At 44.8% G+C, this 12,186-nt stretch carries 10 protein-coding genes; 3 read left to right on the top strand and 7 right to left on the bottom strand.

Annotated features, from left to right (window positions below):
* Positions 1-244 precede the first annotated feature (244 nt).
* From hemG to QQK21_RS21035, 3 genes are read right to left on the bottom strand one after another with little or no spacing between them, the layout of a single operon-like run.
* The gene (gene hemG, locus QQK21_RS21045; protein ID WP_284194128.1) at positions 245-772 is read right to left on the bottom strand and encodes a menaquinone-dependent protoporphyrinogen IX dehydrogenase; all 528 of its coding nucleotides are present in this window, start codon (positions 770-772) and stop codon (positions 245-247) included.
* Between the two features lie 9 nt (positions 773-781).
* A complete protein-coding gene (locus QQK21_RS21040) occupies positions 782-2,239 on the bottom strand; it encodes a TrkH family potassium uptake protein (protein ID WP_284194127.1) in 1,458 nt (485 codons plus the stop codon).
* A gap of 42 nt (positions 2,240-2,281) precedes the next feature.
* The gene (locus QQK21_RS21035; RefSeq protein WP_284194126.1) at positions 2,282-2,869 is read right to left on the bottom strand and encodes a YigZ family protein; all 588 of its coding nucleotides are present in this window, start codon (positions 2,867-2,869) and stop codon (positions 2,282-2,284) included.
* A gap of 241 nt (positions 2,870-3,110) precedes the next feature.
* On the opposite strand from QQK21_RS21035, the gene fadB reads away from it, so the two are divergent.
* Both fadB and fadA read left to right on the top strand, forming a co-directional pair.
* A complete protein-coding gene (gene fadB, locus QQK21_RS21030; protein WP_284194125.1) occupies positions 3,111-5,282 on the top strand; it encodes a fatty acid oxidation complex subunit alpha FadB in 2,172 nt (723 codons plus the stop codon).
* Between the two features lie 14 nt (positions 5,283-5,296).
* Positions 5,297-6,472 (top strand): acetyl-CoA C-acyltransferase FadA, encoded by a 1,176-nt coding sequence (gene fadA / locus QQK21_RS21025; protein WP_284194124.1) that lies wholly within the window; start codon positions 5,297-5,299, stop codon positions 6,470-6,472.
* A gap of 59 nt (positions 6,473-6,531) precedes the next feature.
* On the opposite strand, the gene punR is transcribed toward fadA, so the two are convergent.
* Positions 6,532-7,437: a DNA-binding transcriptional activator PunR gene (gene punR / locus QQK21_RS21020; protein WP_284194134.1), complete on the bottom strand. Its 906-nt coding sequence runs from the start codon at positions 7,435-7,437 to the stop codon at positions 6,532-6,534.
* A 146-nt stretch (positions 7,438-7,583) separates the two neighbouring features.
* On the opposite strand from punR, the gene punC reads away from it, so the two are divergent.
* Positions 7,584-8,780 carry a purine nucleoside transporter PunC gene (punC, locus tag QQK21_RS21015; protein WP_284194123.1) on the top strand — a complete coding sequence of 399 codons (1,197 nt, stop codon included), beginning with the start codon at positions 7,584-7,586 and terminating at the stop codon, positions 8,778-8,780.
* Positions 8,781-8,822: 42 nt separating this feature from the next.
* Here the strand turns inward: punC and glmU are convergent, their stop codons facing one another.
* The 3 genes from glmU to atpD form a co-directional block, all read right to left on the bottom strand.
* Complete coding sequence (glmU, locus tag QQK21_RS21010; protein WP_284194122.1) at positions 8,823-10,181, bottom strand: bifunctional UDP-N-acetylglucosamine diphosphorylase/glucosamine-1-phosphate N-acetyltransferase GlmU; 1,359 nt, start codon at positions 10,179-10,181, stop codon at positions 8,823-8,825.
* A gap of 149 nt (positions 10,182-10,330) precedes the next feature.
* Entirely contained in the window at positions 10,331-10,753 is a 423-nt protein-coding gene (locus QQK21_RS21005) for a F0F1 ATP synthase subunit epsilon (protein WP_284194121.1), read from the bottom strand.
* Between the two features lie 18 nt (positions 10,754-10,771).
* Positions 10,772-12,175, bottom strand: coding sequence for a F0F1 ATP synthase subunit beta (gene atpD / locus QQK21_RS21000; protein ID WP_284194120.1), 1,404 nt, complete (start codon positions 12,173-12,175; stop codon positions 10,772-10,774).
* Between the last annotated feature and the right edge of the window lie 11 nt (positions 12,176-12,186).

The following is a 12,186-nucleotide window of genomic DNA, read 5'->3' as shown; positions in this document are numbered from 1 at the left end:
AGCGAGATAACGTTGAGTGTCAACCACTTTTTCCAACTTATTTCTCAGCATTTCTGCTTGAACCATATGACCCAACCGACTCGGCCTTTATTGCTTCACCATATATCAGCGAAGCCTTTGCGTGTCAGCGGAGGGGCATTATAGAGATAAGAATGACAATGACAACCAATTTTGGATGTTTTTTTACTTTTTCTTAGGTTTAGGTTAACAATTGAACGAAAGCGCTTAAAGTTGCATCTATTTATTACAATTCAGCGAATTTTTTGGCAAATAAGGAGACTTTATCCCAATTAGTGTATTCGACTTCTTTTGTCGTATCTGTTTCCCCACCTGTCATACTCATTATGAATTTAATCATCATTTTATCGAACCAATTATATCTAGGGTAATAGAGTGCGCCAGCGAACACACCTATCAATTTAGGCTTCCAAGATGACTTAACCAGAAATTTTCGTATATAAACACTACCTTCAGGGGTATCCTTACCTTGCTGTTCTTTTCTGGCGGTTAAATTAACGCAAAAAAAGCCCGCTTTTGCCTTATCTAGTTGCTCTCTATGTCGCTCAATAAATTGATACAGGTTTTTATTAAGGTGACCATATCGAATTGACGCACCAATCAATATCTTGTCATAGCGTGTAAAGTCGATATTTTCGACGCTATGTAGGTCTAATGTTTCCACTTCCATGTCAGAGAGCTTTTCCTCTATATGAGAGAGAATTTTTTTTGTCTGTCCCTCACGAGAGGAATATAGAAATAAAGCTTTAGGCATAAAGGCTCCCTAGCTACGCCAAAAAGTAGGAGTAAGTAAAATCAACAAGGTAAAGATCTCTAGTCGACCAAATAACATCGACACAATCAGTACCCATTTGGCTTTTTCATTAACATCGCCAAAATGCAGCGCTACATCGCCTAACCCAGGACCAAGGTTATTTAAAGTTGCGGCTACAGCAGAAAAAGCACTGAGCTCCTCCATGCCAGTAGCGATCAAGGCCAGCATACAAACCACAAATACCAAAGCGTATGCAGAGAAAAACCCCCACACAGCATCCACTACTCGCTGGGAAAGAGCTGTGCCACCGACTTTTATGGTATAGACTGCCCTAGGGTGCACAAGACGCTTTAACTCACGAGCTCCCTGCAGTGTCAGCAACAATACGCGAATCACTTTCATCCCACCCCCAGTAGAACCCGCACAGCCGCCGATAAACGAGGAAAACAACAATAGGACGGGCAAAAATAATGGCCAATCGGAGAAACCTGTTGTGGTGAACCCCGCAGTAGTAGAAATAGACACTGTTTGAAACAACGCCTGATCAAAAGCATCATAGACCGAGTTATAGGTGAGATGGTTGAGCAAAACTAAGAAGCACACAATGAAAAGCAACAGTTGAATAAAGATAAAAGCTCTAAACTCAGGATCTTTCCAGTAGTACCTAGGATGAATACCGCCTGAAGCAAACGCAGCAAAATGTAATGAATAGTTACAGGCTGAAATCAGCAAAAAGATCACGGTAATCATATTAATAGCATAGCTATCAAAGTAACCCATACTGGTATCATGGGTTGAAAAGCCTCCGATTGCTATGGTCGAAAAGCTATGACCAATAGCATCAAAAGGTGTCATACCTGCTAACCAAAACGCCAACGCACACGCTATAGTCAAACTCAGATATATATACCACAAAGCCTTGGCGGTTTCGGCTATTCTTGGGGTCATTTTGCTGTCTTTGACTGGGCCAGGTATCTCCGCTCGATATAGCTGCATACCTCCGATACCAAGTACGGGAAGAATAGCAACTGCCAAAACGATGATTCCCATACCGCCAAACCATTGTAGGAATTGACGATAAAATAAAATTGCTTTGGGCAAATCATCAAGGCCAACAATAACTGTCGCTCCAGTCGTTGTTAAAGCAGAAAAAGATTCAAAGAATGCATCCGTTACAGACACATTAGGGTTATCAGACAACAAGAATGGAATCGAACCCGCGCTGCCGATAACCGTCCAAAAAAGCACCACAATCAGAAAACCATCTCGTGCTTTTAGCTCATGCTTGTGACGCCGATTTGGCCACCAGCATATTGCACCACAAGCAAATAGAAAAAAGAAGGTCGTCACAAAAGAGACACCCGCACCGTCTCTGTAAATAAGCGCGACAAGTGCAGGAGCCAGCATGGATACACTAAAAAGAGCGAGCAAAAGCCCGACAATTCGAATAATTGAACGAAATTGCATGAATTGATGATTACCGGAGCAAAGCTCGCGACTTCCTGATTATCACTGTTTATCACCCAAAGGGGTCACCAAAATTTTGGCTCCGCTTTTATTGATTACGCTCTGCGTAAAGTCACTGACATAACGCTGTTCAATATCCACAACCATTTTCACTTGTTGACTATAGTCAGCCTCAACTTCTTGCGCATCAAATTGAACGAGTAAACCTTGTACAATTGCAACAAAACCATAGTCTAACTGCAGTAGTAGTTTTGTGGTTATTTTTTTCTCAATTGTTTGAAGCAACTTGAGTGCTTTTTGCACGCTCCCACCATAAGCTCTAACCAAGCCCCCTGTACCGAGCTTTATTCCACCATAGTAACGACTCACCACCGCCGTAATCTCACCCACACCAGATCCAGAAAGTTGAGCCAATATAGGCTTTCCTGCTGTTCCTGATGGCTCTCCATCATCGCTAAACCCCCAACAATTGTGTCTAGCTGTGGCATGCTGGTTTTTTACGTACTCAATAAAGGTCTTAGCCTCAGTAATAGAGGAGGTGTGTTTTAGCTGGGTAATGAATACGCTTTTTTTAATTTCTTCTTGATAAAGAGTCAGTGCTTTAGGGACAAGAAATGGCTTGTTATTCATAACACTACAATTATAGGTTCATTGCTGTTGAGTCTACCACGGTATATAAGTAAGAGTGCTAAAAAGATCAGTTTCAGCGCACAATGTTAAACACTTGTTTAAAAAATGTATTGAATTTCATTTTCTCTAAGTCCAAACTAAATCAACTGGTCTAACCAGAAAAAGTATAACGACATTTCTAGATGTCGGCATAAGACCGACATACGCGCAATCCCAAGATTGTATGTCATGGAGATAGATAATGATTTACCAAGCCGAAACCCTACAGGTAAAGGAATTACACGATGGTATCGCTGAGCTAAACTTCTGCTCGCCACACTCCGTCAATAAACTCGACCTTGCAACACTCGAATCACTCGACAAAGCTCTTGATGCTCTCCATAAGCACTCGGGACTCAAAGGTGTTTTACTCACATCAAACAAAGAAGCCTTTATTGTCGGGGCTGATATCACTGAGTTCCTTGGACTCTTTGCCAAACCAGAAGCAGAATTAGATAAATGGCTTCAATTTGCTAACAGTATCTTTAATAAACTAGAAGATCTGCCTGTGCCAACACTCTCGGTACTGACTGGTCATACTCTTGGTGGTGGATGTGAGTGTGTACTTGCTACTGATATGAGAATTGGTGATAAAACTACGAGTATTGGATTGCCAGAAACAAAGCTAGGGATAATGCCAGGCTTTGGTGGTTGTGTTCGCCTCCCACGTCTTATCGGTGCGGACAGTGCGATGGAAATCATCACCCAAGGCAAAGCCTGTCGTGCTGAAGAAGCCCTCAAAATTGGACTGCTGGATGCCGTAGTAGACAGTGAGTCTTTGTTTGATTCCGCTTTAACAACATTATCGCAAGCCATCAACGAAAAAATTGACTGGCAAAAACGTCGCAAGCAAAAAACATCTGCACTCACACTGAGCAAGCTAGAGGCGATGATGAGTTTTACTATGGCCAAAGGTCTAGTCGCTCAAAAAGCTGGGCCACACTACCCTGCACCAATGAAAGCGGTAATGGCAATTGAGGAAGCAGCCCAAAGCTCTCGAAACGCCGCACTAGATATAGAGCGTAAATACTTCGTTGAGCTTGCCAAATCAGAACAAGCCCTATCACTTGTAGGTTTATTCTTAAATGACCAATACATTAAAAGTATCGCCAAGAAAGCCGCTAAATCTGCCAGCAAAGACACCAAGCGTGCTGCTGTGCTAGGTGCTGGTATCATGGGCGGTGGTATTGCCTACCAATCAGCTTTGAAAGGCGTTCCTGTTCTGATGAAAGATATTGCTCAGGAATCACTTAACCTTGGTATGACCGAAGCCTCAAAACTACTCAACAAACGATTATCTATTGGTCATATCGATGGATTTAAGATGGCTGGCATTTTGGCATCGATCACCCCTAGCTTACATTATGCAGGCATTGATAATTCGGATGTTATCGTGGAAGCCGTTGTTGAAAACCCCAAAATCAAGGCATCGGTCCTGAGTGAAGTGGAACAACAAGTCAGTGCAGACACTGTGATCACATCTAACACTTCAACCATCCCAATCAATCACTTAGCTAAATCTCTCAAACGCCCTGAAAACTTCTGCGGCATGCATTTTTTTAACCCTGTTCATAGAATGCCACTGGTTGAAATCATTCGCGGCGAAAAAACATCGGATGAAACCATTAATCGTGTCGTGGCCTATGCCGCTAAAATGGGTAAGTCGCCGATAGTTGTCAACGATTGCCCTGGGTTTTTCGTTAACCGTGTACTGTTCCCTTACTTTGGGGGCTTTAGCATGCTGCTTCGTGACGGTGCTGATTTCACCAAAATTGACAACGTTATGGAACGCAAGTTTGGCTGGCCAATGGGACCTGCCTATTTGCTCGACGTGGTTGGTATTGATACGGCACACCACGCACAAGCAGTGATGGCTGAAGGGTTCCCTGAACGTATGGGCAAATCCTATCGCGATGCTGTTGATGCTCTATTTGATGCCAATAAGTATGGTCAGAAAAACGGCCATGGATTCTACAGTTATAGCATCGATAAGCGTGGTAAGCCGAAAAAAACCTTTAGTGACGACATATTACCGATACTGTCAGATGTTTGTTCTCAACAACAGGACTTTGATGACCAAACCATCATACAACGAATGATGATTCCAATGATCAACGAAGTCGTACTATGTCTACAAGAAAACATTATTGCATCTCCTCAAGAGGCAGACATGGCTCTTGTATATGGATTAGGTTTCCCTCCATTCCGTGGAGGTGTATTCCGTTACCTTGATAGCCTTGGTATCGCAGAGTTTGTATCTATGGCCAAACAGTTCTCGAGCTTAGGGGCTATGTACCAAGTGCCGCAGCTACTTATCGATATGGCAGCCAATGGTGAAACCTTCTACGGCAATCAGCAACAAGGTTCTATCTAAGGAGACCCCTAAAAATGACTAATCAAACTAGAAACGTTGTCGTAGTCGATTGTCTACGCACCCCCATGGGGCGCTCTAAAGGTGGAGCGTTCCGTCATACTCGCGCTGAAGATCTCTCTGCTCATCTAATGAAAGGTATCTTAGCTCGCAATCCACAAGTAGACCCGAAAGAGATTGAAGATATCTATTGGGGCTGTGTGCAACAAACTCTTGAGCAAGGCTTTAATGTGGCTCGTAACGCAGCGCTGCTAGCAGGATTACCAATCGAAATTGGTGCCGTCACTGTCAATCGCCTGTGTGGCTCATCTATGCAAGCGTTGCACGATGCCACGCGAGCAATTATGACGGGTGATGCTGAAATCTGCCTAATTGGAGGCGTGGAGCACATGGGGCATGTTCCCATGAACCATGGTGTCGACTTTCACCCTGGCATGTCTAAAAATGTTGCGAAAGCAGCGGGGATGATGGGGCTAACTGCTGAAATGTTGGCAAAGCTCCATGGCATTAACCGTGAACAACAAGATGAGTTTGCAGCTCGATCTCATGCGCGAGCTCATGCCGCTACTGTTGAGGGACGCTTCAAAAACGAAATCCTACCAACAGAAGGTCATGGACCAGATGGGACGCTTTTCACTCTTGAGCATGATGAAGTCATACGTCCAGAAACCTCTGTTGAAGGGCTTTCTCAACTTCGTCCGGTTTTTGATCCAGCCAATGGCACAGTGACTGCTGGTAGTTCGTCAGCCTTGTCTGACGGGGCATCAGCAATGCTTATTATGAGCGAAGAGAAAGCCACACAGCTAGGTCTGAAGATCCGTGCAAGAATCAAAGGCATGGCAATCGCTGGATGCGATCCTTCTATCATGGGATATGGTCCAGTTCCCGCCACTCAAAAAGCCCTCAAGCGCGCAGGATTATCGATTGAAGATATGGATGTGATTGAATTGAACGAAGCGTTTGCTGCACAATCGCTACCATGTGCAAAAGACTTAGGCTTGCTTGACATCATGGATGAGAAAGTGAATCTTAATGGCGGCGCGATTGCTCTTGGCCACCCATTAGGCTGCTCTGGCGCACGCATTTCGACCACACTTATCAACCTAATGGAAGATAAAAATGCCAAATATGGATTAGCGACTATGTGCATTGGCCTTGGCCAAGGTATCGCGACTGTATTCGAACGCCCATAAACATCACAAAATCAAGGCCAGTACCATACTGGCCTTATTATATTTGGTGAAACAAACCATTAACTATCCCCCAGCCAATGTTTATGAAGAGCCTTACCATCTCCAAGGTAGTCGATCATCCATTGAATCAGTTTATGGTTGTCGTCCTTACGCCATACCAAACAACATCGGCTCACAGGTTGTTCATCTGGTAATATCTTCGCCACCAAAAAACCTTCACTAACCAAGGGAGTCGCTAGATGGCGCGGCATATAACCCACCCCCACACCGTTTTTTAGGCACTCTATTGCGGTATGCCAATTGGGTAGCAGTAAACGACGCTGATGTGGATAATGACCCGAATGACGCTTGGGTAGCACACTGGATGTATCATCCAAACAGATAGCTGGAAATTGACTGACAAACTCTTCAGTTAACTCCTGCTCTCCAGCGCATGGATGATTTGGCGCAGCAACGAATGTCCAATCCAACCCCCCCATATCTCTGATTTCAAAGTCCCCACTGACTGGAATCGCTGACGTCGCACCAATCACAATATCGGCCCTTTCTTGGGATATTGCTTCCCAAGAGCCATTAAACACTTCCATATTTATTTGCAGCTCAGCATAAGGAAAAGTTTGATAAAACTTTTCTACTAAAGGTTTTAAGCCATCCAATTTCACCACATTATCGAGCGTTAACTTTAAGGTTTTTTGCCAGCCATAAGCAGCCCGTTTAGTCTGAGCTCTGACTTCCTCCATTTGTCTAAGCATAGCTCTTGCTTGCTTGATAAAAATCTCTCCGGCTAGCGTTAACTCAACCTTTCTAGGTAAACGGCGAAACAAGACAACACCCAAATCGAGCTCTATCTGACGGATGCTATAACTTATCGCTGATGGCACTTTATGCAAAACCTGTGCAGCCGCCGTAAAACTGCCAAGTCGAGCAACCGTATCCACTAGCTCTAAAGACGTCTGAGAAAACACACTCATTATTAACCTTCAATTTTTTTGATTGATAACCATAAAAATCAGCGTTTAAAAACTAGCAATATCAGAAATACAATACAAAAGCCAATATTAACAATGGCAAAGAAATATATATTCAATGAATTATTTTGAATGGAAATAAAATGAAAATTTCAAAACTGCAGCTTTTCTATTTAGCCGCTCTATCTATGCTAGGGTTTGTCGCGACCGATATGTATCTCCCTGCTTTCAAAGCAATGGAGAACGATTTTGCAACGGGTCCAGAACAGATCGCCCTGTCCCTGACCGTTTTTCTGGTTGGAATGGCGATTGGACAGCTTTCATGGGGATTGGCCTCTGATAGGTTCGGGCACCGAAACACCTTAGCCGCAGGCTTAAGCTTGTTTGCACTGGCGTCTTTAGGCTTGGCATTCAGTGATCAAGTATGGCAACTCCTCACTCTACGTTTTATCCAAGCTATCGGGGTATGCGCACCTGCAGTTATCTGGCAAGCGATGGTCATTAAACGCCACGCTAGCCAAAGCCAACAGATCTTTGCCACCATTATGCCTCTGGTCGCGCTTTCTCCAGCACTTGCCCCCCAACTGGGTGTCGTTCTAACCGACAGCTGGGGATGGCAAAGCATCTTTTTCACCCTTACTCTAGTTGGATTAGTACTGATACTTGCAACTATGGTGCAAAGAGATCCTCAGCATCAGCCCCCAAAAACCTCAATCAGTGCGGATATAAAAGCCCTTATCACATCAAAAATATATCTTGGAAATGTAGCAATGTTCGCCACCGCTTCAGCTGCATTTTTCGCCTACCTTACTGGTATGCCAGAAATTATGGCTCAATTGGGTTACGACGCTCAAGACATCGGCCTAAGCTTTATACCTCAAACCATCGCTTTTATGGCTGGTGGATATTTAGGCAAAAAATGCGTGGCAAGATTTGGAGATGAACGCATCCTTCGTATGCTCATTGGCGTGTTCAGTCTCGCTGCTGTTACTATTCTGATCATCTCACAATGGCAGCTATCATCAATCTGGCCTATTCTGGCTCCTTTTTGCTTAATCGCTGTCGCAAATGGTGCTCTGTACCCGATAGTCGTCAATCGAGCTCTAGCAAGCGCCAAACAAAGCCCCGCAACTGCTGCTGGTTTACAAAATAGCTTACAGATTTGCATCAGTAGTGTCTCCAGTGCGTTAGTTGCCGCACTGGCAAGCCAAGCACAAGCGGTGACTGGCATTGCTATCATAATTTGTACGATAGGGTTATGGGTTGGCTATTGGCTATCTGCTCGTCACCAGCCAAAAAGCTTCATGGTTGATGATGCGCACATTATCACAGAAAAATAACGCACCAAGTAAAGCGCCGCTATGTTGCGGCGCTATAAAATTTTATTTTTTAGTTGGTCTTTGCCAGTTTTTAATCATACGCTCTTTGACGCGAGTGATCACTAACTCACCTTTTTCTACATCCTTGGTTAAGGTCGTACCCGCGCCTAAAGTGGCGCCATCCCCAACCGTCACTGGCGCCACTAATTGACTGTCAGAACCAATGAAAACATCATTACCTATAATGGTCTTAAACTTATTCACACCATCGTAATTGCAAGTAATGGTTCCAGCGCCAATATTGGTTCGTGCACCAACCTCAGCATCTCCTAAATAAGTGAGATGGTTGGCTTTAGAGCCCTCACCAACGAGAGTGTTTTTCACTTCAACAAAGTTGCCAACATGAGAGTCGTTACGCATTTCAGCCCCTGGACGAAGACGGGTAAATGGACCCACAGTACAGTCTTCACCGACAATTGCTCCCTCAATGACAGTGTATGGACGAACCACAGTATTATCATCAATTTCACAATCTTTAAGTACACAACCCGTACCGATTAGAACGTTGTCACCAAGAGTAACTTTGCCTTCAATAATCACATTAGTGTCGATTTCGCAATCCATACCACATTGCAACTCACCGCGAAGATCAAAGCGAGCGGGATCGCGCAGCATAACGCCCTGTTCAAGTAGCTTTTGTGCCTGCATTTGCTGAAAGGCTCTCTCGAGACGTGCAAGCTGCGCTCTATCATTGACGCCTTCTACTTCAATAGCAATAGCGGGATGAACAGCTTCAATTGTGCGCCCTTCATTGTAAGCGGCGGCAATCACATCGGTTAAATAGTACTCACCTTGGGCATTATCATTGCCAAGTCCAGACAACCAGCGTCTAAGGTCTCTTCCCATAGCAACCATCACACCAGTGTTTATCTCGGTTATTCGTTTCTGATCTTCAGTCGCATCCTTTTGCTCGACAATCGCCACCACTGAGTCATTATTTCGTACAATCCGACCGTAGCCCATAGGGTTATCTAAAACGACGGTAAGTAATGCAATACCCTCCGGTGGCTGGGCATCAAGTAAGTTTTCCAGTGTCTCTTCCGAGATCAAAGGCACATCACCGTAGAGAACCAAAATTTTTTCATCGTCTTCAAATTGATCCGATGCCTGGTCAACAGCATGTCCGGTACCCAGTTGTTCAGCCTGAAGAATCCAATTAACAGGCTCACCAGCAAGGGCCTCCTGCATTTGATCACCGCCGTGCCCATACACTAAATGCACATTTTTTGCGCCCAAACTTTTACACGTATCAATCACATGTTGAACCATGGGTTTGCCCGCTAGAGTATGGAGTACTTTGGGTTTGTTAGAGTACATGCGAGTGCCTTTACCCGCTGCGAGGATCACCGCGCTGAATTTCATTCAAAAGACCTTAAAATGATGAGGAAAACTGAGATGTATTTTAGACATTAACAAGAAATTAGTTAATCGCTACAAGAAAAATTTATCCCAAAATAGACAAAAAGGCGGTCACAAGACCGCCTTTATCAGGTTTGAAACACGCTAAGTGGTTAGCGACGTCTCTTTGTCAGCTCGATTACACGTAGCTGAGCAATGGCTTTTGCCAGCTCACTGGCCGCTTGAGCAAAGTCCATATCACCATGCTGATTCTGAATACTTTCCTCAGCGCGGCGCTTGGCTTCTTCTGCCTTCGCTGCGTCTAGTTCTTCACCACGGATAGCCGTATCAGCAAGCACAGTTGCTGTGCCTGGCTGTACTTCTACCATACCACCGGAAACATAAATAATTTCCTCGTGGCCGTGCTGTTTCACAATACGCACCATACCAGGCTTGATAGCGGTCAGTAGCGGAGTGTGGCCATGAAAAATACCTAGCTCACCCTCACTACCGGTCACCTGAAACGTTTCAACACGACCGGAAAATATTTTCTTTTCCGCGCTGACGACGTCTAGATGAAAGGTTATTGGTGCCATATCGCCTCCTAGTTAGCCTTATAGCTTTTTCGCATTCTCAATAGCATCGTCAATTGCACCACAGTACATAAACGCTTGCTCAGGAATGTCGTCGTAATCACCAGCTAGTAGACCTTTGAATCCACGCAGAGTCTCTTTAAGAGGTACGTAGATACCTGGGTCACCAGTGAATACTTCCGCTACGTGGTAAGGCTGAGTGAGGAAACGCTCAATCTTACGTGCACGAGATACGACTTGCTTATCTTCTTCAGATAGCTCATCCATACCTAGGATAGCGATGATGTCTTTCAGCTCTTTATAACGCTGTAGAGTAGACTGAACGCCACGCGCAATATCGTAGTGTTCTTGACCTACAACGAGAGGGTCTAGCTGACGAGACGTCGAATCCAGTGGGTCGATCGCTGGGTACAGACCCATAGCTGCGATGTTACGGTTAAGTACAACCGTTGCATCCAAGTGCGCGAACGTTGTTGCTGGAGACGGGTCAGTCAAGTCATCCGCTGGTACATATACTGCCTGTACAGACGTGATAGAACCTTGCTTAGTTGACGTGATACGCTCCTGTAGAACACCCATTTCTTCTGCAAGAGTAGGTTGATAACCTACCGCAGAAGGCATACGACCTAGAAGTGCTGACACCTCTGTACCCGCTAGCGTGTAACGGTAGATGTTATCAACGAACAGAAGCACGTCACGACCTTCATCACGGAAACGCTCAGCCATTGTGAGACCTGTCAAGGCAACACGTAAACGGTTTCCTGGTGGCTCGTTCATCTGACCGTAAACCATTGCTACTTTTGATTCTTCAGGTTTCTCAACGTTTACAACGCCGGCTTCCTGCATCTCAAAGTAGAAATCGTTACCTTCACGAGTACGTTCACCAACACCAGCAAACACTGACAGACCTGAGTGCTGAAGTGCGATGTTGTTGATAAGTTCCATCATGTTAACGGTCTTACCGACACCTGCACCACCGAATAGACCGATTTTACCACCCTTAGCGAATGGACAAACTAGGTCGATTACTTTAACGCCCGTCTCTAGCAGAGATGTTTCGTTTGATTGCTCTTCGTAGCTTGGTGCTTCACGGTGAATAGAGTAAGTCTCTTCTGCACCGATTTCACCACGCTCGTCAATTGCGTCACCTAGAACGTTCATGATACGACCTAGGGTCTTAGTACCCACGGGTACTGAAATTGGAGCACCAGTATTTACTACTTCCACTCCACGACGTAAACCATCAGAGCTACCCATTACGATACAACGAACTACGCCACCGCCTAGCTGTTGCTGAACTTCAAGAACTAAACGCTCTTTTGAGTCCGTTACGTTTAGAGCGTCATATACACTAGGTACGTCACTCTGTGGGAACTCTACGTCGACTACCGCACCGATGATCTGTACGATCTTACCTGTAGCCATCGTTAATCCTC

The sequence above is a fragment of the Vibrio zhanjiangensis genome (genome assembly GCF_030161235.1).
Lineage (GTDB): Bacteria > Pseudomonadota > Gammaproteobacteria > Enterobacterales > Vibrionaceae > Vibrio > Vibrio zhanjiangensis.
The sequence above is the reverse complement of the archived record's forward strand: the minus strand, read 5'-3'. Positions and strand labels throughout refer to the sequence as shown.

Coding starts and splice junctions, on each gene's coding strand:
- punC (WP_284194123.1), top strand. CDS start 7,584: ATGAAAATTTCAAAACTGCAGCTTTTCTATTTAGCCGCTCTATCTATG.
- atpD (WP_284194120.1), bottom strand. CDS start 12,175: ATGGCTACAGGTAAGATCGTACAGATCATCGGTGCGGTAGTCGACGTA.
- QQK21_RS21035 (WP_284194126.1), bottom strand. CDS start 2,869: ATGAATAACAAGCCATTTCTTGTCCCTAAAGCACTGACTCTTTATCAA.
- hemG (WP_284194128.1), bottom strand. CDS start 772: ATGCCTAAAGCTTTATTTCTATATTCCTCTCGTGAGGGACAGACAAAA.
- QQK21_RS21005 (WP_284194121.1), bottom strand. CDS start 10,753: ATGGCACCAATAACCTTTCATCTAGACGTCGTCAGCGCGGAAAAGAAA.
- fadB (WP_284194125.1), top strand. CDS start 3,111: ATGATTTACCAAGCCGAAACCCTACAGGTAAAGGAATTACACGATGGT.
- QQK21_RS21040 (WP_284194127.1), bottom strand. CDS start 2,239: ATGCAATTTCGTTCAATTATTCGAATTGTCGGGCTTTTGCTCGCTCTT.
- glmU (WP_284194122.1), bottom strand. CDS start 10,181: ATGAAATTCAGCGCGGTGATCCTCGCAGCGGGTAAAGGCACTCGCATG.
- fadA (WP_284194124.1), top strand. CDS start 5,297: ATGACTAATCAAACTAGAAACGTTGTCGTAGTCGATTGTCTACGCACC.